This is a genomic window from Streptococcus sp. ELY_90, assembly GCF_058314475.1.
Window position 1 is genome coordinate 77,673 of record NZ_JBZFUJ010000003.1, and the last position, 26,174, is coordinate 103,846.

Genomic DNA, 26,174 nt, shown 5'->3' on the forward strand with positions numbered 1-26,174 from the left:
GTTTTCTCCTTTTTCTATTTGCAGCAAGACTGCTTTTTTATTTTTTATTTTTGAAAATAAAGAATTTACTGATGACATAGTTGGTTACCATGATTAAGACCTGACCGATCAAGGTAGCGATGGCATTAACCCAGGACATGTTATTGCCGACAAACTGGCCGATAATTCCCGGGAATTGGTCAACTAAAAGATAGGCTAAACCAGTATCCAAGAATAATGTTGACAGGCGCGCCAGGAAAAACTTCACAAAACGGCTTTGCCAGCCCTGCCTTGCCTGATTGAAAACATAGGTATCATTAATCACAAAAGCAAAGACAATAGCCAATACATTAGCGATAGTTGCTGTCAGGGTGGCATTTTTCAAAATAGGGTAGATGATTACAATGCGAAGAACAGCATAAAAGATAGTTGTTAGAACCCCTGCAACCAAATACTTAAAAACTTCGTGCTGGGTAACCTTTTTTACAAAATTGTTAGTCAATATTTTTTTCATAAACTTACTATATCAAAAAAAGCAAAAATATGCTATACTGATTAGGCTGCTCAGCAGCCCTTGGTGCTTTTTCCCTTTCACCAAGCATATTATAAACGGGACAACCGTCAAAGGAGAAATAATGAAACAATTAACTGTTCGTGATTTAAGTCATATTGCTATTGTGGCAGCTGTATACGTGGTGCTGACTGCCACACCGCCTCTCAATGCTCTGTCATACGGCGGCATACAGTTTCGTTTGGCTGAGATGCTTTATTTTCTGGCTTTTTTCAATCCTAAATACATTATTGCTGTAACGCTGGGCTGTATGATTGCCAATGCCATGGGGACAATTGGTCTGGTAGATGTTTTTGTCGGCGGCGGCTCAACCCTTATTTTTGTCAGCTTAGGCGTTATTCTTTTTGCCAAATACAAAGATGCTTATCTTTTTAAAGGGTTCATCAACAAAGCCTTCTTTTATTTTGCCATCTTTTTTTCCTTGTCTATGTTTACCATTGCAGCAGAATTAAAGGTGATCTTTAATACGCCTTTTTGGATAACTTGGCTGACAACAGCTCTGGGAGAATTTGCGTCCCTGCTTATCGGTGCACTGGTGATTGACCGAGCTGGCAAACACATTGATTTTACCAAGTAATTTCAGGAATTAAACAGCTTTAAACTGCTGCAGAGAGACCATATATTTAGAATCTGGGATATCTTTATCTCGGGTTCTTTTTTAACTGTCCGCAGCTTTGACTTTTTTCAAGGCTGCGTTTTTATTTTCTGATTTAAAAATTAAGGAAAGCCGCTGAAAATATGGTAAAATAGAAGTTATGAAAGAACGTATGAATGAGCTGGTTCAGCTGCTGAACCAATACGCTAAGGAATACTATACCAAAGACAATCCCAGTGTTTCGGATGCCGAGTATGATAAACTCTATCGGGAATTGGCCGAGCTGGAAAAAAAATACCCTGAGGACATACTGCCTGACAGCCCAACTCACCGTGTGGGAGGACCTGTTTTAGAAGGGTTTGAAAAGTATCAGCATGAGTACCCTCTTTTTTCTTTGCAGGATGCCTTTTCCCGTGAGGAACTGGATGCTTTCGATCAGCGGGTAAAAACAGAATTTCCCCAAGCAGAATATTTAGCAGAATTGAAAATTGACGGTCTCTCCATTTCTTTGACCTATGTTGACGGTACCCTTCAGGTCGGTGCGACAAGAGGAGACGGAACGGTCGGTGAAAATATCACAGAAAATTTAAAGCGCGTGCAGGATATTCCCTTGCATCTGCCCCAGCCGATCAATCTGACTGTCAGAGGCGAGTGCTATCTGCCCAAGGCTTCTTTTGAAAGTATCAATGCTGAGCGCCGGGAAAACGGGGAAGCCGAATTTGCCAATCCCCGCAATGCTGCAGCAGGAACTCTGCGGCAGCTGGATACACGGGTTGTGGCGAAGCGCAGGCTGGCCAGCTTTATTTATCAGGAAGCAGGACCGACTGCTATTGAAAGTCAGGAAGAAGTACTGGAGAGCTTTGCTCAGCTGGGCTTCACTGTCAATCCGCGGCATATCGTATCCTCATCAATGGATGATATCTGGCGGTTTATTGAGACTGTTGCCGAGGAACGTTCGCAGCTAGCTTACGATATTGATGGCATTGTCATTAAGGTCAACAGTTTAGCCATGCAGGAGGAATTAGGCTTTACCGTCAAGGCACCGCGATGGGCTATTGCCTATAAATTTCCGGCGGAGGAAAAAGAAGCCGAAATTTTATCGGTCGATTGGACAGTCGGCCGAACTGGTGTTGTGACCCCTACAGCCAACCTGACGCCCGTACAGCTGGCAGGAACAACGGTCAGCCGGGCTACTCTGCACAATGTTGACTATATTGCTGACAAAGACATTCGCATCGGGGATACAGTCGTTGTTTATAAGGCAGGCGATATTATTCCGGCGGTTTTGCATGTTGTCAAAGCTAAGCGCGATCAGCAGGAAGCCATGCCGATTCCTAATTTGTGTCCGTCCTGCCAAAGCGGGCTGATTCATTTTGAGGATGAGGTGGCACTGAGATGTGTCAATCCTCGCTGCCCTGCCCAGCTCAAGGAAAAACTGATTCATTTTGCCAGCCGCAATGCCATGAATATTGCAGGACTTGGTCCGGCAATTGTTGAGAAGCTCTTTACAGCAGATCTGATCCATGATGTCGCTGATATTTATCAGCTGACCCCTGAAGATTTGCTGACGCTCGAAGGTATTAAAGAGAAATCAGCCAATAAACTCTATGATGCTATTCAGGCTTCCAAAGACAATTCGGCCGAGAAACTGCTGTTTGGTCTGGGAATCCGTCATGTCGGCAGCAAGGCCAGCCGGCTCTTGCTGGAAAAATTTGAAACTATTCCGCAGCTGGCTGCGGCAGATTTTGAGGATATTGCCGGTATTGACGGTCTCGGAACGGTCATTGCCCAGTCGCTGAAAACCTATTTTGCCACCAGCGGTGCGCAGAAACTGTTGGCTGAATTACAAGCATCAGGACTGAATTTATCCTATCTCGGTCAGCGGGTGTCCAATAACGCAGCTCTATCAGGCCTGACGGTGGTTTTGACAGGAAAGCTGGAAAAACTGACCCGCAATCAAGCCAAAGAAAAGCTGCAGAATCTTGGTGCTAACGTTGCCGGCAGTGTTTCGAAAAAAACCAGTTTGGTGGTCGCAGGAAGCGACGCCGGTTCAAAACTGGAAAAGGCCAGAAGTTTAGGCATTGAAATCAAAGATGAGGCTTGGTTAGAAAGTCTGTGAAAGGAGAACACATATGGTAAGAAAACGAAAACGTGCACGTTTGATTTATAATCCGACCTCCGGTCAGGAAATCATGAAGAAAAATGTAGCAGATGTTTTGGACCTTTTGGAAGGTTTTGGCTATGAAACCAGCGCCTTTCAAACAACTCCTGAAGCAGATTCTGCCAAAAATGAGGCTAGACGTGCTGCTGTGGCAGGCTTTGACCTTGTCATTGCAGCAGGCGGAGACGGTACCATCAATGAAGTGGTCAGCGGCATTGCGCCTTTGAAGCGACGCCCCAAGATGGCCATTATTCCCACCGGTACAACCAATGATTTTGCGCGGGCACTTAAAATTCCCCGCGGCAATCCGGTTGAGGCAGCCAAACTGATCGGCAAAAATCAGACGGTTCACATGGATATCGGTCAGGCTTACAAAGATAAATACTTTATCAATATTGCAGCAGCGGGCAGTTTGACCGAATTAACCTACAGTGTGCCCAGCCAGTTAAAAACGATGTTTGGTTACTTGGCTTATTTGGTCAAAGGGGCTGAACTGCTGCCGCGTGTCCGCAATGTTCCTGTCAAGGTATTTCATGATCACGGTGTTTTTGAAGGCGAGGCGTCAATGATTTTTGTGGCCTTGACCAACTCGGTCGGCGGCTTTGAAACCATTGCTCCGGATGCTAAATTGGACGATGGCAATTTTACTTTGATATTGGTGAAGACGGCTAATCTTTTTGAATTGACTGATCTGATCCGGCTTGTCCTGACCGGCGGCCGCCATATCAATCATAAAAAGATCGAATACATCAAAACGAGCTATCTGAAAATCATTCCTCAGGGCAATCCTCCTAAGAGAATGATGATTAATCTTGACGGCGAATACGGCGGCGATGCACCGATTGAACTGCGCAATCTGAATAATCATATTGAATTTTTCGCCAACACAGACGAGATTTCCGACGATGCGATTACGCTTGACACAGAAGAGCTGGTATTAGAAGCAATTGCTCAGAAATTTGCTAGGGAAGCAGAAAATTTAGATGGGCTGGACAAGTCAGAGGAGACAAATTAGTTAGGCAGGAATACATGAAAAATGTTGTAGTTGTACACTACCACAGCAATAAAGGACGTTATTTTGATTTCAGCATGTGGCAATGGTTAGAAGGCCAAACGGGAAAGGACGCTTCCTTTTCCCGTTTTGACAGTTTTGGAATCGTCGGCAGTCTTACCTATGAATCAGAGTCTTTTCAAAATCAAGTCTATTTGATTGTCAAAAATGCAGATTGGTCCGTCAAGACACCCGATTTTAAGATTGACTGCCAGCCGGGCTTGCTTAAGACAGAGGTTTGGATTGTTGAAGGAGACGGCACCCTTTATTATTCCAGACAGGCTGCTGTTACCAGCCATGCTTACCGTCGGCGCCAGCCGCATGCCTTTGATATGGCTGTTAACAGCAAACGTTTCGACCAAGAGTGGGGCTTTCAGGGCTGGCTGGGTTTTTCTTACCAAAAAGAAGCTACTGAATTTCGCCTCTGGGCGCCAACTGCCATGAGGGTTGAGCTGATTCTTTACAGTGCAACCACAGAAAATGCCAGTGTCAGCCAGGTTATCAGCATGAATCGCGGGGACAGCAGAACTCCCGCTGATCATAGGACAAATACGCAAGGGGTTTGGTTCCTAAAAGTAGAAGGAGACCTGAATTTTCAGGCCTACTGTTATCGTGTTTATTACCGAAAACGGACATTCAGAGATACCAGAGACCCTTATTCGATTGCAGCGACAGCAGACGGCAGACGTTCTGTTGTTGTTGCAGACAGCGATTTACAGCCTGAAGGATTTGCAGTTAAGCAGGGAAAAGATGCTGTCTGGCGGCTCAGCAACCCCAATAAAGCAGTTATCTCGGAAATGCATATCAGGGATTTTTCCAAGTCTGAAACATCGGGCGTTCAGCCGGAAAATCGCGGAAAATTTCTAGGAGCCTTTGAAACAGGAACGACAAATCAGTACGGCGATGCGACTGCCTTTGACTATCTTAAACGTTTGGGGATTAATTATGTTCAGCTGCAGCCGATCTTTGATCATCATCAGACGCTTGAATCAGACGGGTCTTATGCCTATAACTGGGGCTATGATCCGGAAAATTACAATGTTCCCGAGGCCAGTTTTGCCAGCAATCCGCAGGCACCGACAACGCGAATTCTTGAACTGAAGCAGCTGATCCAGGCCTATCATGATGCCGGAATCGGTGTCATCATGGATGTTGTCTACAACCATACGTATTCCAATTCAGATTCGGCCTTTCAGCTGGCTGTACCGGATTATTACTATCGCATGAACCGTGACGGTTCCTTTCAAAACGGCTCCGGCTGCGGCAATGAAACGGCCAGCGAAAAGGAAATGTTCCGAAAATACATGATTGATTCAGTCCTTTATTGGATAGAAGCTTATAACATTGACGGCTTTCGTTTTGATCTGATGGGGCTCCATGATGTTGAAACGATGAATGCTATCAGGCAGGCTGTAGATGAGGTTGACCCTAATATCCTGCTTTATGGCGAAGGATGGGATATGGGAGTGGGGCTCATGCCTGAAAATAAAGCTAAAAAAGGCAATGCTCACCAAATGCCTCGTATCGGTTTCTTTAATGACGATGTCAGAAATGCCATCAAAGGTGCTGAGATTTACGGAGACTTCAAGCGAGGTTTTGTTTCCGGAGAAGCAACCGAATACGAATTGGCTAAAGGAATGCTGGGAAGCGATGAGCTGGCACCCTATCTGGCTCCTGATCAGGTGCTTAACTATGTGGAAGCACATGACAACTACAATCTTAATGACCTTCTTTTGGAGCTGCACCCTGAAGATGACAAAGACAGTCATATTAAGCGGGTAGAGCTTGCTATTAGCCTAGGCATTCTCATGCAGGGAATGGTCTTTATGCAGCTGGGGCAGGAATTTCTGCGGACGAAGCTGCTTGCGACAGGTCCTGACGGAGAGCTGACTGCTGCAGACAAAGAGCGGGCTATGAACAGTTACAATGCACCTGATGCGGTCAATCAGATTAACTGGGATCAGGTTACTCTGCATAAATCAACGGTTGATTTTGTAAAAAATCTGATTTATTTGAAAACGCAGGAAACTGCCTTTTCATATCAGAGCTTTGAAGATATTCGCAAACATGTCTATGTAGCATCAGCAGATTACGGTTCAGGATTGGTCACTGTCAATGTCAGCGGCGCCGGTAAGGTGTTCCAATTAGATTTTAATGCAAATGAGAAAAAGACTGAAATTCATATGACATAGAATGAAAAGTATGCTATAATATGAGTAAAGATATAGATAGCGCTTTCATATTAAGTCATTAATTTGAAAATTTGATAGCTGTGGTCCTTGAATTAAAAAATAATCCAAGTTTTTGCTTGGATTATTTTTGTTTTATTTAGGCAGGTTTATCTTATTTTTACGAACAAACTAGAGGAGGTGGTCGAATGGATGAAAAAGAGGCACTGAGAACATTCGGAACGGGTGAAAATTTTCATGCGCAGCATTATTTCGGCTTTCATGAAACTGAAAAAGACGGTGCTAAAGGGTATGTCTTTAGGGTCTGGGCACCCAATGCTGAAGATCTTCATTTGATCGGTGATTTTACAGGGTGGTTTGAGAATCCTCTGCAAATGCAAAAAAATGAGGCAGGTGTTTGGGAGGTATTTACAGATTTACCTAAAGAAGGCCACATCTATAAATATCTGGTGACGCGTCAGGGCGGACAGATTGTTGAAAAGATTGACCCTTTTGCCGTTTATCTGGAAGAACGTCCGGGCACAGGAACAGTAATCAGGAATATTCCTGAGAAGAAATGGAAGGACGGGCTGTGGCTGGGCCGCCGCAAACGTCTGGGATTCTTTAAGCGTCCGGTTAGTATTTATGAAGTTCATGCAGGCTCATGGAAACAAAATGAGGACGGAACTCCTTACACTTTTGATCAATTAAAAGACGAGCTGGTTCCTTATCTGGTCAAGATGAACTATACGCATGTTGAATTCATGCCGCTGATGGCGCATCCTCTGGGAATGAGCTGGGGCTATCAGCTCATGGGCTTCTTTGCTTTTGAACATACCTACGGAACACCGGAGCAGTTCCAAGATTTTGTTGAAGCCTGCCACTTAAACAATATTGGCGTTATTGTCGACTGGGTACCGGGGCATTTTACGATTAACGATGATGCTTTGGCTTATTTCGACGGGACTCCGACTTTTGAATACCAAGATCATGACAGAGCGCACAACTACCGCTGGGGAGCTTTGAATTTTGACCTTGGGAAGAATCAAGTGCAGTCTTTCCTTATTTCCAGTGCTAAATTCTGGATAGACTTTTACCATATTGATGGTATTCGGGTTGATGCTGTCAGCAATATGCTTTACTTGGATTACGATGAGGGACCTTGGCAGCCTAACAAGGAAGGCGGAAACCGCAATTTGGAAGGCTACTACTTCCTGCAGCGTTTAAATACCGTGCTTAAGCTGGCTCATCCGGATGTCATGATGATTGCTGAAGAGTCGACAGCCATGACTAAGATTACAGGGCGCCGCGAAGAAGGCGGTTTAGGATTTGACTACAAATGGAATATGGGCTGGATGAATGACATCCTTAAGTTTTACGAAGAAGATCCAATTTACCGCAAATATGATTTTAATCTGGTCACCTTTAGTTTCATGTATCTCTTTTCGGAAAATTTCGTCCTCCCATTCTCGCATGACGAGGTTGTTCACGGGAAAAAGAGCCTGATGCATAAGATGTGGGGAGACCGTTACAATCAATTTGCAGGGCTGCGCAGTCTCTATACCTATCAAATGTGCCACCCCGGTAAAAAACTGCTGTTTATGGGCAGTGAATACGGCCAATTTTTGGAATGGAAATACGACCAAGAATTGGAGTGGAGCAATCTAGAAGAAGAAGACCAGTTAAACGTGAAGCTGCAGGCTTTTACAAGCAAGCTCAATCAATTCTATAAGGATCATAAAGCTCTTTGGCAGGTTGATACCAGCTATGATGGCTTGGAAATTATTGATGCGGATAATGTTGACCAAAGTGTTCTGTCTTTCATCCGTAAAAACGAGAAAGGAGATATGCTGGTTTGCGTCTTTAATATGGCTCCTGTGGAACGCAAAGATTTTACTATAGGTGTGCCGGTTGCCGGTATCTATGAGGAAATCTGGAATACAGAACTTGAAGAATTCGGCGGCGTCTGGAAAGAGCATAATGAAACTGTCAAGACCCAAAAGGATTTGTGGAAAGACTATGAAAATACGCTCAGTTTCACCCTGCCGGCTCTGGGAGCAAGTATCTGGAAAATTAAACGTCGTTTGAAAAAATAAAACTATTTGGGAAGGAAATTCACATGAAGAATGAAATGTTAGCTTTGATCCTCGCAGGAGGACAGGGGACACGTCTGGGCAAATTGACACAAAGTATTGCAAAGCCTGCTGTTCAATTTGGGGGACGTTACCGTATTATTGATTTTGCGCTGTCAAACTGTGCTAACTCAGGAATTAATAATGTTGGTGTGATTACCCAGTACCAGCCGCTGGCTCTTAACAATCATATCGGAAATGGATCAAGTTGGGGTCTTGACGGCATTGACTCTGGGACAACAGTTCTTCAGCCATATTCTGCAACAGAAGGAAACCGTTGGTTCCAAGGAACCAGTCACGCCATCTATCAAAATATCGACTATATCGACAGCATTGATCCTGAATACGTGCTGATTTTGTCAGGAGACCATATCTATAAGATGGATTATGATGATATGCTTCAGACCCATAAAGACAATATGGCCAGTTTGACGGTAGCTGTTATTGATGTTCCGCTTAAGGAAGCCAGCCGTTTTGGTATCATGAATACTGACTCAAATGACCGTATCGTTGAGTTTGAGGAAAAACCAAAAGAACCAAAATCAACCAAGGCTTCAATGGGAATTTACATCTTTAATTGGGAACGTCTGCGGACCATGCTTGTCGATGCTGAGAAAAATAATATTGACATGTCCGACTTTGGTCAAAATGTTATTCCTGCCTATCTTGAATCAGGTGAACGCGTTTATACCTACAATTTCAAAGGCTATTGGAAAGATGTTGGGACAATCGAATCTCTCTGGGAAGCCAATATGGAATACATCGGAGAAGACAATGAGCTTCACAGCCGTGATCGCTCCTGGAAAATTTATTCCAGAAACTTGATTGCACCGCCTAACTTCATTACTGATGAAGCAGATGTTAAAGATTCACTGGTTGTGGATGGCTGCTTTGTATCCGGTAAGGTTGAACACTCGATTTTATCAACCAATGTTCAGGTAAGGGAAGGCGCTGAAATCAAGGATTCCTTCATCATGAGCGGCGCTGTTATTGGTGAAGGTGCCAAAATTACACGCGCTATTATCGGTGAAGGTGCTAAAATCGGTGAAGGCGTTGAAGTTGACGGAACAGATGAAGTTCAGGTTATTGGTTACAATGAAGTAGTGGGGGTTCCAAATGAAGATTGATAAATATTCTGCAATTTTAGGCAGCGCTATTGGCTTTCCCGAAATGGAAGGGCTGACAGATACACGTCCTTTGGCAAACCTGCCTTTTGACGGCAAATACCGTTTGATTGACTTTCAGCTATCAAATTTAGCTAATGCAGGGATTCGCAGTATTTATGGTATTTTCCGCGGACAAAATATCCGTTCCATTTTTGACCATATCAGAAGCGGCCGCGAATGGGGCTTAAACACTCTTTTGAGCCACTATTTCCTAGGATTTTACAATACCAGAGAAGACAGCATCTATGCAGACAAAGATTACTATGATCAGATTTTGACTTATCTGAAGCGTTCAGGTTCTGATCAGACCATCTACATGTCCTGCGATATCCTGTGCAACCTTGATCTGCAGCAGGTCATTCATCTGCACAATGCCAATAAGCGCAATATCACGGTTGTTTATAAGAAACTGCCTGTTGACATTATTTCTAAGGCCAATGATATTTTGGAAATTGATGAAACAGACACTGTTACCGGCCGTCACGACAGCCATGTCGGTCATGAATTTGAAAAAATGTCTGCTGGTATTTACATTGTCAATACCCCTTGGCTGATTGAGCAGATGGAAAAAGAAAATGAAAAGGAAAATCCTCTCAATCTTCGTTTCTTGCTTCGTGATTTGACGGTTTCAGAAAGAGCTTTGGCCTTTGAATATACTGGCTATCTGGCCAATATTTCATCAGTCAAATCCTATTACGATGCCAATATGGATATGCTGGATTCTCAAAAATTTTATTCTCTTCTTTATTCTAATCAGAAGGTCTACACCAAGGTTAAAAATGAAGAAGCAACCTATTTTGCAGCCAGCTCAACTGTGAAAAATGCCCAATTTGCTTCGGGCAGTATTGTCAAAGGCACGGTAGAGCATTCGATTATTTCGCGGAATTGCTATATTGCGGATAATTCCAGAGTTGCAAACAGCATTGTTTTTCCTAAGGTGACTATCGGCGAAGGGGCTGTGGTTGAAAATGCTATTTTGGACAAAAATGTCAAGATTGCGCCGGGAGTAACGGTTCGCGGAACAGCAGATAAACCGGTTGTTATAGCAAAAGCAAGCGAAATTGTTGAGGATATAGTTTGATGAAAATTTTATTTGTAGCAGCAGAAGGTGCTCCTTTTGCAAAGACTGGCGGATTAGGCGATGTCATCGGGGCATTGCCTAAATCCCTTGTTAAAAATGGGAATGAAGTCAGTGTCATCCTTCCCTATTATGATGCTGTTGACGCCAAATTCGGCGAGGAAATAAAGGATCTGTTTTACTTCTTTACCAATGTGGGCTGGCGCCGTGAATACGTGGGCATCAAACACATTTTTAAAGATGGTGTTAATTTTTATTTTGTTGATAACAAGCATTATTTCTACCGCGGCCAAATCTACGGAGAATTTGACGACGGTGAACGCTTTGCCTATTTCCAATTAGCTGCTTTGGAAGCAATGGAAAAGATTGACTTTATTCCTGATGTTCTCCATGTGCATGATTATCATACCGGCATGATTCCGTATCTGCTCAAGGAAAAATACCATTGGATCAATGCCTATCAGGGAATTAAGACTGTTTTCACCATTCACAATATTGAATTTCAAGGTCAGTTTAATCCTGCTATGCTGGGAGAACTCTTTGGTGTCGGCGATGAGCGCTACCGTGATGGAACGCTGCGCTGGAATGACTGCTTGAATTGGATGAAAGCAGCCGTTCTTTATGCTGACCGTGTCACAACGGTGTCACCAAGTTACGCCAAAGAAATTATGACGCCTGAATTCGGCAAGGGGCTCGATCAGATTATGCGGATGGAATCAGGCAAGCTGAGCGGTGTTGTCAATGGTATTGACACTGACTTGCTTGATCCGGAGACAGATCCGCATTTGACAGCTCATTTTTCAAAAGATGATTTGTCAGGCAAGGCTAAAAACAAGGCAGCACTGCAGGAACGTGTCGGGCTGCCAGTGCGTGATGATGTGCCTTTAATTGGTATTGTTTCCCGTCTGACAGACCAAAAAGGTTTCAATCTGGTTGTCGATGAACTTAACACCATCATGCAGCTGGATTTGCAGATTGTGCTTCTGGGAACAGGTTATGCTGATTTTGAAAATGCTTTTTCATGGTTCAGCTATGCTTACCCGGAAAAAATCTCCGCTAATATCACTTTTGATTTAGAGTTGGCTCAGCAGATTTACGCTGCCAGCGACCTTTTCTTGATGCCCAGTGCTTTTGAGCCGTGCGGCCTGTCGCAGATGATGGCCATGCGTTACGGTACGCTGCCTCTGGTACATGAAGTAGGCGGACTTCGGGATACTGTTATTCCTTATAATGAATTTGAAAAAACGGGTACTGGTTTTGGTTTCCAAGACTTTTCAGGCTATTGGCTGACCAAAACACTTGAGACTGCGCTGGATGTTTATTATAATAAGAAGGAAGACTGGAAAATTTTGCAGCAAAATGCGATGAGCATGGATTTCTCTTGGGATACGGCCAGTCAGGCTTATGAAGATCTCTACAAGGAAATAGCAAAATAAAAAAATAAGGCAGCTGTCTGCAGGAGCAGTCATTTGCCTATTGGGATTCAGTGCTGTTCTGCCGGCTTGGATTGACAAGGTCTGTTCAAACCGGCAGCAGTTTGCTGTCTGCTCTCAGTTCAAAGAACAGCAGTCAGACTGTCAGCAAAAGCACAAATCCCGACAGTTTTAGCAGTCTCTTACGAAAGGAAAAAAATGCAACTAACAAAAGAAAAATTCATCCGTGATTTCAAAGATACTCTGCACGAAGAGCAGCTGATTAAGGTACCTGATGCCACCCCGACAGAACTTTTCAGTTCTTTGGCAAAGGTTATCCGTAAATATTACACACCGCTTTGGCTGGAGCGAAACCGTAAAATTTCAGAAAACCATCAAAAAGTAGCTTACTATTTTTCAATTGAGTTTCTTCCTGGCCGGATGCTTGAAACCAATCTGCTGAATCTGGGCATTCTTGATACCGTTAAAGAAGGTTTTGCCGATTTAGGGATCAATTTCAAAGATGTTAAAAATGCTGAGTATGACATGGCTCTGGGGAACGGCGGCTTGGGACGTTTAGCAGCAGCTTTTATGGATTCGCTGGCAACAACCGGCTATCCCGGCTTTGGCAACGGACTTCGCTACCAATACGGCTTGTTCAAACAGCGCATTGTCAACGGCTATCAAACAGAGCTGCCTGACGCTTGGTTTGGCTCTGTCGGCAATGTCTGGGAAACCCGCAAAGATCATGATGCCGTTGAAGTTAAACTCTTTGGCAATGTGCATCTGCAGGCCAATGAAGAAGGACGTATCGTTCCTGCCTATGACGGTGCCCAGGTGCTTCGTGCCGTGCCTTACGACGTTCCGCAGATTGGTTTTGGCAATGACAATATCAACAATCTTCGCCTTTGGGATGTTGAAATTCCTGAAGAATATGAACTCAATTACCCGACCTTGGAAGACCGCCGGCGGGTGAAAAATATCACAGCCATTCTTTACCCGGATGATTCTGATTATCAAGGAAAAGAGCTGCGTTTAATTCAAGAGTACTTCATGACCAGCGCCGGATTGCAAACTATCATTAAATCATATCTGAAACAAGGGCGGCCCTTAGAGCGGATTCACGAAAAGATTTCTGTTCATATCAATGATACCCATCCGGCTGTTGCACCGGCTGAGTTTATGCGCCTTTTGGTTGATGATTACGGTTTAGAATGGGATCAGGCCTGGGAAACGACGGTACAAACCATGAGTTATACCAATCACACCATTCTTTCAGAAGCTTTGGAAAAATGGGATGCCGGACTGTTCAAAAATGTTCTGCCGCGTGTCTATCAGATTATTCTTGAAATCGACAACCGCTTTGTTGCCAGTCTGGCGCAAAAGGGCATTGATCCGCATATTATTGAAAATACCCGCATTGTCAAAGACAATCAGATTTATATGGCCAATCTTGCCATTATCGGCGGACATTCCGTAAATGGTGTAGCAAAACTGCATACGGAGCTGCTTAAAGAAGATACTCTGCATGACTTTTATACACTTTACCCGGGCAAATTTAATAATAAGACCAACGGTATTGTTCAACGCCGCTGGACACAGATTGCGGCACCTGAATTATCGGCAGCGATTGATGAGGCAATCGGCAATGGCTGGCGTACAGACATTCATGAACTGAGAAAACTTAATGATTTTGCTGATGATAAAGAGGTTCTTAACGCTTTCTACCGCGTTAAGCAGGATTCAAAGGTGAAGCTGGCTGCCTATATCAAAGAAACAACCGGCATTGACGTATCAACTGATGCTATCTTTGATGTTCAGGTCAAGCGGCTCCATGCTTACAAGCGTCAGCTGCTCAATGTTCTGCATATTGTCAAGCTTTACTGGGATTTAAAGGATAATCCGGATCTTGACCTTGTGCCTCGTGTCTTTATTTTTGGTGCCAAGGCAGCACCAGGCTATCATTTTGCTAAATCTGTCATTAAGATTATCAATGAGCTGGCCAATCTTATCAATAATGATGACTCTCTTCAAGGAAAGCTCAAAGTTGTCTTTCTGGAGAACTACAATGTCAGTCTGGCAGAGCTGATTATTCCGGCTGCTAATGTTTCTGAACAGATTTCACTGGCTTCAAAAGAAGCATCAGGAACATCCAATATGAAATTCATGATGACCGGAAGTATTACGCTGGCAACACTTGACGGGGCGAATATTGAAATAAAAGACGAAGTCGGTGATGATAACATTGTTATCTTTGGGATGAATAAGGACGATGTTTACCGCCACTATCGCAATCATGATTATTATTCGCGCGGTGTTTACGAGTCTAATCCAGTTATTAAGCGCGTGGTGGACACCTTTATCAATGGCACCATTCCAAACAGCCAAAGTGAGGGAACGGAAATTTATGAAGCGCTCATTACCCATAATGATGAGTACTTCCTGCTTGAGGATTTTACTTCTTATGTGGAAGCGCAGGAAAAAATCGATGCTCTCTATCGCGACCGTGAAGGCTGGGCTCGCATGAGTCTGCGTAACATTGCTAATTCTGATAAATTTACTTCTGATGACACCATCACAGAGTATGCAAAAGACATTTGGCAGTTAGAAAAATAAGCCTTCCCAAAGAGGGCGGGACAGCAAATTCTAAAAACATAGAATTTGCTCCCGTTCTCTTTTTTTTGCTGCTAATTTGATCTGGCAAAATCAGCAAGTTTATTAGGACCTTATAGCCCTGTTTGGCTTCTTTTTTGTGGCTGAAAAAAGATGCTGGGAAAGGCTTAAATTTAAAGGTCAAGAAAGCGCAAACAATTTCTTGTTTTCGTTGACAAACACTGAAAATAGGAATACACTAAACAAGTAAAAAAATTTAAAAGGAGAATTCAAAATGAATTTAGGTATTATGGCTCTTGGTTTAGCCTGTTTTGGTGCTAGTTTGGCAGAAGGTTACTTGGTTGCTAACTTGTTTAAAGCAGCAGCTCGTCAGCCTGAAATTATCGGTCAGTTAAGAACTCTTATGATCATGGGTGTTGCCTTTATTGAAGGTACTTTCTTCGTTACCCTTGCCATGACACTTATTCTTAAATAAAGGGTTTGTGTCCTGCCTATTTAGAAAAGGGGGGAGTTAGTTGGAATCAAACACACCTACAATTAGTATTGGACCGGTAACATTTGATCTGACCCTGCTTGCCATGTCTCTTTTGACAGTTTTTGCTGTCTTTGGATTTGTTTTTTGGGCGAGCCGCTGCATGGCGCTAAAACCCAAAGGCAGGCAAAATGTCTTGGAGTACCTTTATGACTTTGTAACAGGAATTGCTAAAACAAACCTGGGTGAAGAAAATGGAAAACGCTACTCACTTTTCTTGTTTACCTTGTTCACTTTCGTCGCTTTTGCCAACAATCTCGGATTGATGAGCAGGATTGAAACCAGTGAGTATAATTTATGGACATCGCCGACTTCTAATATGATGTATGATTTTGGTCTCGCCTTTTTTGTGACCATTATTGTCCATGCCGAAGGTATCAGACGCCGCGGGATAAAAAACTATTTGAAAGCTTTTGTTACCCCTATCGGAATGACACCGATGAATTTATTGGAAGAAGTCACTAATTTAGCTTCTCTTGCTTTGCGTCTTTACGGCAATATTTATGCAGGGGAAGTTGTCATGGGTCTTATTTTAAAAATGGTTGATGTCAGTGTTTTTATTGCTCCTGTTGCCTTTGTTCTTAATTTGGTTTGGACGGCTTTTTCTGTCTTTATTTCCTGTCTGCAGGGTTATGTTTTTACCCTGCTGACGTCTATGTATTTGAGTAAAAAGGTCAATGGAGAGTAAGAAAGGAGAATAAATGTCGGTATCAGTTGGTCAATTTATCGGAAATTTTATTATTGTTACAGGATCTTTTGTTCTTCTGTTTGTTCTTCTCAGGAAGTTCGCCTGGTCTCAAATTATGGCTGTTTTTCAGGCTCGGGAAGACAAGATTGCAAAAGATATTGACGATGCCCAAAGTGCACGTCAGCATGCTCAGACTCTAGAGAATAAGCGTCAGGCTGAACTTAATCAAGCCAAGGATGAAGCTGTCCAAATTATTGAAAATGCCAAAGAAACAGGCAAAGCTCAGGAAGCTAAGATTGTTACAGAAGCCCATGAAGAGGTCAGCCGCCTCAAAGATAAGGCAAATCAGGATATCGCCAGCAGCAAGGCAGAAGCACTGTCAAGTGTCAAAGCAGATGTCGCTGATATCAGTGTCCTTCTGGCTGAAAAAATCATGGCAAAAAGCCTTGATAAAACGGCTCAGAGCGACCTGATTGACAGTTACTTAGACAAGCTGGGAGATGCCTAATGGATAAGAAAATGCAGGCTTTAACAGAAACCTATGCAAAGAGTCTCGTGGATGTGGCGGTTGAAAAAAATGCAACAGCAGCTGTCTATGATGATGTTAAATCTATTTTGACGGTCCTTGATGACAGCGATGTGCAGCATTTTTTGGCCAGCACAGCGGTCAGTTTGTCTGAGAAGGCTGGCTTGGTTAGATTGTTTCAAGAGTCTGGTTCAGATTACATGAACAATTTTCTTGAGATAATTCTGCAAAATGAGCGCCAGAGCTTGTTTAAGCCGATTATGGAAGAGGTTTTAAAAGAGCTCAGCATCAAAACGCAGACTTTTGACATTGAGGTGACAGCGGCCGTTGCTTTGTCAGACAGCCAAAAAGAACGGCTTGCTGCATTGGCTGAAAAGAAATTCGACTTGACCAAGCGAGAATTCATCGAACACATCGATGAAGAGCTCATTGGCGGTTTTGTCCTCAAGGCGAATAATAAGGTAATTGACACTAGTATTCGCAGCCAATTACAAGAATTAAAAATGAATTTGAAATAGAAAGTGGTGTGATTTTTGGCAATTAACGCACAAGAAATTAGCGCTTTAATTAAAAAGCAAATTGAAAACTTCCAGCCAAATTTTGATGTCACAGAGACTGGTGTTGTTACTTATGTCGGTGATGGTATTGCCCGCGCCCGCGGTTTGGACAATGCCATGAGCGGTGAGCTGCTTGAATTTGGCAACGGAACTTTTGGAATGGCGCAAAACCTGGAATCAAATGATGTAGGGATCATTATTCTCGGTAACTTTGACAGTATTCGCGAAGGCGACACGGTTAAGCGTACCGGCAAGATTATGGAAGTGCCTGTTGGCGAGGCTCTCATCGGCCGTGTGGTTAATCCGCTTGGTCAGCCTGTTGACGGGCTGGGAGAAATAGCAACAGATGCTACCCGTCCTGTTGAAACGCCGGCTCCTGGTGTCATGCAGCGTCAGTCCGTCTCTGAGCCCTTGCAAACAGGGATTAAGGCTATCGATGCTTTAGTGCCGATCGGCCGCGGTCAGCGTGAATTGATTATCGGTGATCGGCAGACAGGTAAAACATCAATTGCCATTGATACCATTATCAATCAAAAAGGGCAGGATATGATTTGCATCTATGTTGCCATCGGTCAAAAAGAGTCTACTGTCCGCAGTCAGGTAGAAATTCTCCGTAAATACGGAGCCCTTGATTACACGATTGTTGTCACAGCCTCTGCGTCACAGCCTTCACCTCTGCTGTACATTGCGCCTTATGCAGGTGTTGCCATGGCAGAAGAATTTATGTACAAGGGCAAGCATGCTTTAATTGTTTATGATGACTTATCAAAACAAGCGGTTGCTTATCGTGAACTCTCGCTTCTTTTGCGGCGTCCGCCGGGACGTGAAGCCTATCCGGGTGATGTTTTCTACCTTCACAGCCGGCTTTTGGAACGTTCGGCCAAACTGTCAGATGAGTTGGGCGGCGGGTCTGTAACGGCTCTGCCCTTCATTGAAACACAGGCAGGGGACATTTCGGCCTATATCGCAACGAATGTGATTTCAATTACGGACGGTCAGATTTTCCTTCAGGAAAACCTCTTTAATTCAGGGATTCGGCCGGCTATCGATGCGGGATCTTCAGTATCGCGTGTCGGCGGTTCTGCTCAAATTAAAGCCATGAAAAAGGTAGCCGGAACGCTGCGTCTGGATCTTGCTTCTTATCGTGAACTTGAAGCCTTTACACAGTTTGGTTCTGATTTGGACTCTGCAACACAGGCTAAGCTCAATCGCGGCCGCCGTACGGTAGAAGTGCTTAAACAAGGCCTCCATAAACCTTTGGCAGTTGAAAAGCAAGTGCTCGTTCTCTATGCTCTGACACACGGTTTCTTGGACAGTGTCCCTGTCAATGATATTCTGACCTTCCAAGATAATATGTTTGATTATTTCGATTCACATTACAGTGATATTTTTGACACCATTCGCACGACCAAAGATCTTCCGGAAGAATCGGTTTTGGACAAGGCTATTCAAAGCTTCAAAGATCAGTCACAATTTAGTTAGTACAGGAGGGATCTAATATGGCAGGCTCTCTTAGTGAAATTAAAGTGAGAATTTCGTCAACGCAAAAGACCGGGAAAATTACCAGCGCCATGAAGATGGTCTCCTCTGCCAAATTGGTTAAATCGGAACAGGCGGCTAAGAATTTTCAAGTTTATGCTTCTAAAATTCGCCAGATTACAACAGATTTGCTGCATTCTGATTTGACCACAGGCTCGACTAATCCCATGCTGATTTCGCGGCCGATTAAAAAAACGGCTTATATCGTGATTACTTCTGATAAGGGCTTGGTTGGAGCTTACAATTCAACCATTCTCAAGGCTGTCATGGATACTATCAAGGATTATCATCCGGATAAGAGCGACTATACCATCATTTCTATCGGCGGAATGGGCTCTGATTTTTTCAAGGCCCGCAATTTTCCAGTTGCCTTTGAACTGCGCGGATTGGAAGACAACCCGAGCTTTGAGGAAGTTAATCGGATTATCTCAAAGTCGGTTGAAATGTACAAAAATGAAATCTTTGATGAACTCTATGTCTGTTACACCCACCACATCAACAGTTTGACCAGTCAGGTGCGTGTTGAAAAAATGCTTCCTATTTCAGATTTAGATGCAGATGAAGCGAGCGAAGGCAATGTTACAGGATTTGAATTAGAACCCAATCGGGAAGCTATTTTGGAACAGCTTTTGCCCCAATATGCTGAAAGTCTGATTTACGGTGCCATTATTGATGCTAAGACAGCAGAGCATGCAGCAGGCATGACAGCTATGCAGACAGCAACAGACAATGCCGATAAGGTGATCGAAGATTTGACCAAATTATACAATCGTGTGCGTCAGGCCGCGATTACACAAGAAATTACAGAGATTGTCGCAGGTGCCAACGCCTTAGATTAATCTCTCTGCAAAATAGAACACGGGCTAAAATCCTAGTAAAAAAGATAAACGTCCTTGTGTCTTAACGACACGGCGTCCGTTTCCTATTTTTATACGGATTTCTTAACGCCCTTTGCGACACTTCGTTTGGTTAGTCGATCTTACTAAGCAAACGAAGTTAGCGGGAGAGGCAGCCAATTCACAATGGTGATTGGCGTTTGTTATCAAGTGCAAAGCACTTAGATAACAATCCTCTGCCGTATCTTGTTAATTGAACACGGGCTAAAATCCTAGTAAAAAAGATAAACGTCCTTGTGTCTTAACGACACGACGTCCGTTTCCTATTTTTATACGGATTTCTTAACGCCCTTTGTATCTTAAGTTAAAGGAGAAGAAAATGAGCACAGGCAAAATTGCTCAGGTAGTCGGTCCTGTTGTCGATGTTGCATTTGCGGCAGATGATAAACTCCCTGAGATTAATAATGCATTGATTGTTTATAAAGACGGCGATAAAAAACAAAGAATCGTTCTCGAAGTGGCTCTTGAACTTGGCGACGGTCTTGTGCGAACCATTGCTATGGACTCAACAGACGGTTTAACACGCGGTCTTGAGGTTCTGGATACAGGCCGTGCCATCAGTGTTCCGGTTGGTAAGGAAACACTGGGCCGTGTCTTTAATGTTCTGGGAGATACAATTGACCTTAATGCGCCGTTTCCGGAAGATGCTGAGCGGCAGCCTATTCATAAAAAGGCACCTTCATTTGATGACTTATCCACCTCAACTGAAATTTTAGAAACAGGGATCAAGGTGATTGACCTATTGGCTCCTTATCTTAAGGGCGGGAAGGTTGGCCTTTTTGGCGGTGCCGGAGTCGGCAAGACCGTTTTGATTCAGGAGCTGATTCACAATATTGCCCAAGAACACGGCGGGATTTCTGTCTTTACCGGTGTCGGTGAGCGTACCCGTGAAGGAAATGACCTCTACTGGGAAATGAAGGAATCCGGTGTTATTGAAAAGACGGCCATGGTCTTCGGACAGATGAATGAACCGCCCGGAGCTCGGATGCGGGTTGCTCTTACCGGTCTTACCATCGCTGAATATTTCCGTGATGTTGAAGGTCAGGACGTGCTTCTCTTTATTGATAATATTTTCCGCTTTACCCAAGCGGGTTCTGAAGTTTCTGCGCTTTTAGGCCGCATGCCTTCAGCCGTTGGTTACCAGCCAACACTGGCTACTGAAATGGGGCAGCTGCAGGAGCGGATTACATCAACGAAAAAGGGGTCTGTTACCTCTATTCAGGCCATCTATGTGCCTGCGGATGACTATACTGACCCAGCACCAGCAACCGCCTTTGCTCACTTGGACTCAACAACCAACCTGGAACGCCGTCTAACGCAGATGGGGATTTATCCGGCGGTTGATCCTTTGGCCTCAAGTTCTCGTGCCCTTTCTCCGGAAATTGTCGGCCAAGAGCACTATGACGTGGCAACAGAAGTGCAGCACGTGCTGCAGCGCTATCGTGAACTGCAGGACATCATCGCTATCCTTGGGATGGATGAGTTATCCGACGAAGAAAAAACCTTGGTCGGCCGTGCCCGCCGTATTCAATTTTTCCTTTCGCAAAACTTTAATGTGGCAGAACAATTTACCGGTCAGCCAGGTTCTTACGTGCCGGTTGCTGAAACAGTCCGCGGCTTTAAAGAAATTCTTGAAGGAAAATACGATGACCTTCCAGAAGATGCCTTCCGCAGTGTCGGTGCTATTGAGGATGTTGTTGAAAAAGCGAAAAAGATGGGCTTTTAATGAGGTGAGCAAATGGCAGAAATGACTGTGCAAATCGTGACGCCCGACGGTTTAAAATATGACCATCATGCTAAGTTTATCCTGGTCAAGACGCCCGATGGGGAAATGGGCATCTTAGCTAACCATGAAAATCTGATAGCACCGCTGGAAGTACACGAGATGAAAATCAGGCGCATTGATGATGATAAGCATGTTGACTGGGTAGCGGTTAATGGCGGCATTATTGAGATTAAGAATAATCTTGTGACCATTGTTGCTGACTCAGCTGAACGTGAGCGTGATATTGATGTATCCAGAGCTGAGAGGGCCAAAATTCGGGCCGAAAAAGAAATCGAAAAAGCTAAAGAAGAACATCGTATTGATGAAGTGCAGCGTGCTCAGGTTGCTCTCAGACGTGCCCTTAACCGTATCAATGTCGGTTCCAAATAACGGATTAAATTCAGAAAGGACAGCTATGGCGGCTGTCTTTTTCGTCTCTCAGCTGATGCAGGAAAATAAGAAACAGCTGCCTGCCGCAGGTGTTGCAGACTTGGCAGGCACTGCAGCGTTCAGCTGTTTTTGCAAGGCTTTTAGGTGTCAGTTTGAAAATCTTTATTTTTCTAAGTTCAGTCTCGGCTTCTTTTTTGATATAATAGATTTATGACTATTTTATATAATGCTGTGATGCTGATGAGTCACTTGATTTTTATTGCTATTTTTTATCATTTGCTCATCAACTTATTTGATTGGGGAAAAATAATTAAAAACAGCTCTGAAAATGTGAGCCGTTTAAAATTATTTTTATTATTTGTCAGTATTGCCGTCGGTTATATGACCAGCAGCTTTATCTGGTCCGTGATTTCATTGAGTCAGGACCTCTTTTTTGCGGTTTAATTAATTCGTCTTAACCGTTTATTATGGTATAATGCAAGAATAAAATACAGTGAATGGAGAAATTCGTGGATAAAATTGTTATTGAAGGTGGTAAAACACAGCTTAAGGGTGATGTTATTATTGAAGGGGCTAAAAATGCTGTTTTGCCCCTTTTAGCGGCAGCTATTTTGCCGACAGAAGGACAGACACTGCTGGAAAATGTGCCGATTCTGTCAGATGTGTTTACAATGAATAATGTGGTACGCGGTCTCAATGTCAAAGTGGATTTCGACGAGGCTAACAATCAAGTTTTACTCGATGCTACAGGAGACATTCTCGATGTGGCGCCTTATGAATATGTCAGCCAAATGCGCGCGTCTATTGTTGTTTTAGGGCCTCTTTTGGCAAGAAACGGTCATGCTAAGGTTTCGATGCCGGGAGGCTGCACAATCGGAAGCCGGCCTATCGATCTGCATCTTAAAGGCTTAGAAGCCATGGGAGCTAAAATCGAGCAGGCAGGCGGTGACATTACAGCCAGCGCTGGCCGTCTGAAAGGCGCTAATATCTACATGGATTTTCCAAGTGTCGGTGCAACACAAAACTTGATGATGGCAGCTACTCTGGCTGAAGGAACAACAATTATTGAAAATGCTGCGCGGGAACCTGAGATTGTTGATTTGGCCAATCTTCTCAATAAAATGGGAGCAAGGGTCATCGGTGCGGGAACTGAAACCCTGACTATTATCGGTGTTGACAGGATGCACGGTGCCAAGCACAGTGTTGTTCAAGACCGGATTGAAGCCGGAACTTTTATGGTGGCAGCTGCCATGACCGGCGGCAATGTCTTAATTAAAGATGCTGTCTGGGAGCATAACCGCCCGCTCATCTCTAAGCTAAGAGAAATGGGAGTAGAGGTCACCGAAGAAGACGAAGGAATCCGTGTGGTCTCTGATGTAGCCAAGTTAAAACCGGTTACTGTTAAGACCATGCCCCATCCCGGTTTCCCGACAGATATGCAGGCTCAGTTTACAGCCTTGATGGCTGTAGTTCAGGGCGAATCAACTATGATTGAAACAGTGTTTGAAAACCGCTTCCAGCATTTGGAAGAAATGCGCCGTATGGGCTTAACGTCAGAAATTTTACGGGATACTGCAATGATTCACGGCGGCCGCCGGCTGCAGGGAGCACAGGTAATGTCAACAGATTTACGTGCCAGTGCTGCGCTTATTCTGACCGGTATGGTCGCTGAAGGACGCACCATTGTCGGCAATTTAAATCATTTGGATCGCGGTTACTTCCAATTTCATGAAAAATTAGCCAAATTAGGTGCAAATATTCAACGTGTTAATGGAGACTGACAATGAACAGCGGGTGGAAATATGTTCGCAATCAATTAGCTTTTGTTATTCTGATAGCTCTATTGTGCCTTGTTTTTTTAGCAGTCGGGCTGATGATCGGCTACAGTTTCATCGGTGAGGGCAAAAATCCCTTGTCTGTTTTATCATGGGATAAGTGGCAGTCGCTGATTGATAAATTTACAGGAAAGTAGGGATTCCCTGCTTTTTTGCTGACCTATACAGGATAACTGAGGAAACGTTATGGCGAGAAAAAATTATCGAACCAAAAAACAGACAAAGCTGCTTGTCTCTGTGCTTGCAGCCTTGCTCTTGCTGATTTTGACCTATATTGCGACTGATGAGCGCATCGCAGACAACAATCCGATAAAGCAGGCAGCTCAGCTGGTGACTGGAAAGAAAACCGCTCCGGAAATTCCCTCAAATGGCTCCCGAAGTGATCAGACCGCTCCCAGTCAGGAGCTGGCCAATACTGTTTTAACAGCTTCTGTGAAAAAATCGCTGGGTCCTCATATTGAATGGAATGGTGCGGGAGCTTTTATCATCAATCACAATAAGACTACTCTTAATGCTGATGTTGCCAGTCTTCCTTATGCCAACAATAAGACTAAGACCGTTCAGGGGAAAACCGTTCCGACAGTGGCTAATGCACTATTGACTAAGGCTACGCGCCAATACAGAAATCGTGAAGAAACAGGAAATGGAAGGACCAACTGGCAGCCTGCAGGCTGGCATCAGCTGCATGATCTGAGCGGAGACTATGACCATGCTGTTGATCGCGGACACTTACTGGGCTATGCGCTGGTTGGCGGCCTGAAAGGTTTCGATGCTTCAACAAGCAATCCACAGAATGTAGCAACACAGACAGCCTGGTCCAATCAGGCCAGCAGTTCGGATTCAACCGGGCAAAATTATTATGAGACGATAATCAGAAGAGCTCTGGATCGCCGTAAACGTGTTCGTTACCGGGTAACCCTTGTGTATGAGGGCAATAATATTTTAGCGAGCGGCAGCCATTTAGAAGCTAAATCTTCTGATGGCAGTTTAGAATTTAATGTATTCATTCCAAATGTTCAAAGCGGCCTGAGCTTTGATTACGCCACAGGCTGGGTAAAGGCTAATTAACTATCAAAAAGTGCCGGATAGGCAGCCATGCTGCTGTTTATCCGGCACTTTTTTCGTGTATTTGACAAAAGCAATTTATTCTTTTAATCAGCAGCCTGTTCCCATCGTTTAGCAAGGCGGCGTGAGAAGCTTGAAATGATAAAGTTGATAACAAAATAGGTTGCTGCAACAATACCATAAAGCGCAAAGACTTGATCGGCTTCAAAATACTGCCCCATGAGAATCTGGCTCTTGCCAAACAATTCTTGGAGAGCGATAACAGAATAAAGGAAAGAAGTATCCTTAATCACAGTAACAAACTGAGAAATGATAGCAGGCAGCATCTTGCGGATAGCTTGCGGGAAAACGATATAAATGAAAATCTGAAAATGAGTGAATCCCTGAGCCAGACCTGCTTCTGTCTGTCCATTATCAATAGCATTTAAGCCGCCGCGAACAATTTCTGCCAGAGCAGCAGAGGTAAATACGGTAAAAGCTGTGATACCGGCAGGTGTTGACTTCATCTGAAAGACTAAGAAAACAATGAATATCCACAAAAGGTTGGGAACATTTCTGACAAATTCGATATAAATGCTGGCAATCCATCTGAGCAGTTTATTTTTACCATTGCGCATAACGGCTAAAATGGTACCGAAAATTGTTGACAGGACGATAGAGATAAAGGAGATATAGAGTGTCAGCCATAAACCCTGAAGTAAGAAAGTGATATTTGTTGATGTTAAGAGTTCTTTCATTCGTTAACCTCCTTTATAAATTATAAGCCTTCTTATTGGCTTCTTCTTTGCGGCGCGCCCAAGTTGCAAGCGGGAAGCACATGATAAAGTAAAGAAGAGCGGCACCGGCAAAGGCCGGAACATAGTTAGTCGTATCATAGGCCCAGGCTTTGGCTGTAAACATGATATCTGCACCGGAGATAATTGCAACGGTCGATGTGTTTTTGATAAGATTAACCACTTGATTGGTCATCGGCGGTAAAATGGTTCGGATAGCCTGCGGCAAAATGATCAGGCTCATTGTTTCGCGGTAGCTGAAGCCTTGGGACAGAGCAGCCTCAGTCTGTCCTTTAGGAACAGACTCGATACCCGAACGGATGACTTCTGCGATATAGGCACCATGGTAAATGCCCACACAGAGAACTGCTGTGAAAAAGGCGGAAATCATCAGAGCTCCATTTGTCAAAATGGCTAAACCATAGTAGACAAAAACAAACTGCACCAGCAAGGGGGTGTTTTGAAAAACTTCGACATAGATACGGGACAGACCTTTAAGCACCTTATTTTTAGAAGAGCCCATGGCTCCGAAGAGAATACCCAAAAGCAAAGAAAGAAGCAGGGCAAGAATTGACATTTCGAGGGTGTAAAGAAAACCTTTTAAAAAATCTCCGAAGTTGGCAAAGAAAGCTCCCCAGCGGCTTAAAGCAAAAGGCCCGGAGGTAGTTGTCAGTAATATCAT

General features: G+C 43.9%; 24 protein-coding genes and 1 riboswitch. Of the genes, 21 read left to right on the top strand and 3 right to left on the bottom strand.

The features are described from left to right. Nucleotides 1–37: 37 nt before the first annotated feature. On the bottom strand, nucleotides 38–493 hold the full coding sequence (locus tag AC4HAF_RS02950; RefSeq protein WP_491096604.1) for a GtrA family protein: 456 nt from the start codon (nucleotides 491–493) through the stop codon (nucleotides 38–40). Nucleotides 494–521: 28 nt separating this feature from the next. After that, nucleotides 522–617: riboswitch (PreQ1 riboswitch) on the top strand. Here AC4HAF_RS02950 and AC4HAF_RS02955 point away from each other — a divergent pair. From AC4HAF_RS02955 to AC4HAF_RS03055, 21 genes are all read left to right on the top strand, one after another. Next, the gene (locus AC4HAF_RS02955; protein WP_075346169.1) at nucleotides 615–1,127 is read left to right on the top strand and encodes a QueT transporter family protein; all 513 of its coding nucleotides are present in this window, start codon (nucleotides 615–617) and stop codon (nucleotides 1,125–1,127) included. (Overlaps the previous riboswitch by 3 nt.) Before the next feature lie 178 nt (nucleotides 1,128–1,305). Continuing rightward, the gene (ligA, locus tag AC4HAF_RS02960) at nucleotides 1,306–3,264 is read left to right on the top strand and encodes an NAD-dependent DNA ligase LigA (RefSeq protein ID WP_491096605.1); all 1,959 of its coding nucleotides are present in this window, start codon (nucleotides 1,306–1,308) and stop codon (nucleotides 3,262–3,264) included. Nucleotides 3,265–3,277: 13 nt separating this feature from the next. Next, the gene (locus tag AC4HAF_RS02965; RefSeq protein WP_491096606.1) at nucleotides 3,278–4,321 is read left to right on the top strand and encodes a diacylglycerol kinase family lipid kinase; all 1,044 of its coding nucleotides are present in this window, start codon (nucleotides 3,278–3,280) and stop codon (nucleotides 4,319–4,321) included. A gap of 14 nt (nucleotides 4,322–4,335) precedes the next feature. Next, complete coding sequence (pulA, locus tag AC4HAF_RS02970; protein WP_491096607.1) at nucleotides 4,336–6,549, top strand: type I pullulanase; 2,214 nt, start codon at nucleotides 4,336–4,338, stop codon at nucleotides 6,547–6,549. A 185-nt stretch (nucleotides 6,550–6,734) separates the two neighbouring features. Beyond that, on the top strand, nucleotides 6,735–8,621 hold the full coding sequence (gene glgB / locus AC4HAF_RS02975) for a 1,4-alpha-glucan branching protein GlgB (RefSeq protein ID WP_491096608.1): 1,887 nt from the start codon (nucleotides 6,735–6,737) through the stop codon (nucleotides 8,619–8,621). A 23-nt stretch (nucleotides 8,622–8,644) separates the two neighbouring features. Continuing rightward, on the top strand, nucleotides 8,645–9,784 hold the full coding sequence (locus tag AC4HAF_RS02980; protein WP_491091374.1) for a glucose-1-phosphate adenylyltransferase: 1,140 nt from the start codon (nucleotides 8,645–8,647) through the stop codon (nucleotides 9,782–9,784). Beyond that, a complete protein-coding gene (gene glgD / locus AC4HAF_RS02985; RefSeq protein WP_491091373.1) occupies nucleotides 9,774–10,904 on the top strand; it encodes a glucose-1-phosphate adenylyltransferase subunit GlgD in 1,131 nt (376 codons plus the stop codon). Before AC4HAF_RS02980 ends, glgD begins: the two co-directional genes overlap by 11 nt. Further along, the gene (glgA, locus tag AC4HAF_RS02990; protein WP_491091372.1) at nucleotides 10,904–12,337 is read left to right on the top strand and encodes a glycogen synthase GlgA; all 1,434 of its coding nucleotides are present in this window, start codon (nucleotides 10,904–10,906) and stop codon (nucleotides 12,335–12,337) included. Before glgD ends, glgA begins: the two co-directional genes overlap by 1 nt. Before the next feature lie 195 nt (nucleotides 12,338–12,532). Continuing rightward, nucleotides 12,533–14,929 (top strand): glycogen/starch/alpha-glucan phosphorylase, encoded by a 2,397-nt coding sequence (locus AC4HAF_RS02995; protein ID WP_491091371.1) that lies wholly within the window; start codon nucleotides 12,533–12,535, stop codon nucleotides 14,927–14,929. Between the two features lie 271 nt (nucleotides 14,930–15,200). Continuing rightward, nucleotides 15,201–15,401 carry a F0F1 ATP synthase subunit C gene (locus AC4HAF_RS03000; protein WP_491091370.1) on the top strand — a complete coding sequence of 67 codons (201 nt, stop codon included), beginning with the start codon at nucleotides 15,201–15,203 and terminating at the stop codon, nucleotides 15,399–15,401. Nucleotides 15,402–15,441: 40 nt separating this feature from the next. Continuing rightward, nucleotides 15,442–16,146, top strand: a complete 705-nt coding sequence (gene atpB, locus AC4HAF_RS03005; RefSeq protein ID WP_491091369.1) for a F0F1 ATP synthase subunit A — start codon at nucleotides 15,442–15,444, stop codon at nucleotides 16,144–16,146. 13 nt (nucleotides 16,147–16,159) lie between these two features. After that, a complete protein-coding gene (atpF, locus tag AC4HAF_RS03010; protein WP_491096609.1) occupies nucleotides 16,160–16,654 on the top strand; it encodes a F0F1 ATP synthase subunit B in 495 nt (164 codons plus the stop codon). After that, nucleotides 16,654–17,190, top strand: coding sequence for a F0F1 ATP synthase subunit delta (locus AC4HAF_RS03015; RefSeq protein ID WP_491096610.1), 537 nt, complete (start codon nucleotides 16,654–16,656; stop codon nucleotides 17,188–17,190). The genes atpF and AC4HAF_RS03015 overlap by 1 nt, the downstream gene beginning before the upstream one ends. A gap of 15 nt (nucleotides 17,191–17,205) precedes the next feature. Further along, nucleotides 17,206–18,711: a F0F1 ATP synthase subunit alpha gene (gene atpA, locus AC4HAF_RS03020; protein WP_491091366.1), complete on the top strand. Its 1,506-nt coding sequence runs from the start codon at nucleotides 17,206–17,208 to the stop codon at nucleotides 18,709–18,711. A 17-nt stretch (nucleotides 18,712–18,728) separates the two neighbouring features. After that, on the top strand, nucleotides 18,729–19,607 hold the full coding sequence (locus AC4HAF_RS03025; protein ID WP_491091365.1) for a F0F1 ATP synthase subunit gamma: 879 nt from the start codon (nucleotides 18,729–18,731) through the stop codon (nucleotides 19,605–19,607). 376 nt (nucleotides 19,608–19,983) lie between these two features. Beyond that, nucleotides 19,984–21,390 carry a F0F1 ATP synthase subunit beta gene (atpD, locus tag AC4HAF_RS03030; protein WP_491096611.1) on the top strand — a complete coding sequence of 469 codons (1,407 nt, stop codon included), beginning with the start codon at nucleotides 19,984–19,986 and terminating at the stop codon, nucleotides 21,388–21,390. 12 nt (nucleotides 21,391–21,402) lie between these two features. Next, on the top strand, nucleotides 21,403–21,819 hold the full coding sequence (locus tag AC4HAF_RS03035) for a F0F1 ATP synthase subunit epsilon (RefSeq protein WP_491096612.1): 417 nt from the start codon (nucleotides 21,403–21,405) through the stop codon (nucleotides 21,817–21,819). Nucleotides 21,820–22,029: 210 nt separating this feature from the next. Next, entirely contained in the window at nucleotides 22,030–22,263 is a 234-nt protein-coding gene (locus AC4HAF_RS03040; protein ID WP_491096613.1) for a DUF1146 family protein, read from the top strand. Between the two features lie 65 nt (nucleotides 22,264–22,328). Then, nucleotides 22,329–23,600: a UDP-N-acetylglucosamine 1-carboxyvinyltransferase gene (murA, locus tag AC4HAF_RS03045; protein ID WP_491096614.1), complete on the top strand. Its 1,272-nt coding sequence runs from the start codon at nucleotides 22,329–22,331 to the stop codon at nucleotides 23,598–23,600. A gap of 2 nt (nucleotides 23,601–23,602) precedes the next feature. Further along, nucleotides 23,603–23,791, top strand: coding sequence for a DNA-directed RNA polymerase subunit beta (locus AC4HAF_RS03050; protein ID WP_491091361.1), 189 nt, complete (start codon nucleotides 23,603–23,605; stop codon nucleotides 23,789–23,791). Between the two features lie 49 nt (nucleotides 23,792–23,840). After that, nucleotides 23,841–24,722 (top strand): DNA/RNA non-specific endonuclease, encoded by an 882-nt coding sequence (locus AC4HAF_RS03055; RefSeq protein WP_491096615.1) that lies wholly within the window; start codon nucleotides 23,841–23,843, stop codon nucleotides 24,720–24,722. 83 nt (nucleotides 24,723–24,805) lie between these two features. Here AC4HAF_RS03055 and AC4HAF_RS03060 read toward each other — a convergent pair whose 3' ends face one another. Together AC4HAF_RS03060 and AC4HAF_RS03065 are read right to left on the bottom strand one after the other, a co-directional pair. Next, nucleotides 24,806–25,456 carry an amino acid ABC transporter permease gene (locus AC4HAF_RS03060; RefSeq protein WP_491096616.1) on the bottom strand — a complete coding sequence of 217 codons (651 nt, stop codon included), beginning with the start codon at nucleotides 25,454–25,456 and terminating at the stop codon, nucleotides 24,806–24,808. 13 nt (nucleotides 25,457–25,469) lie between these two features. Continuing rightward, nucleotides 25,470–26,174 (bottom strand): amino acid ABC transporter permease, encoded by a 705-nt coding sequence (locus tag AC4HAF_RS03065; RefSeq protein ID WP_491091358.1) that lies wholly within the window; start codon nucleotides 26,172–26,174, stop codon nucleotides 25,470–25,472.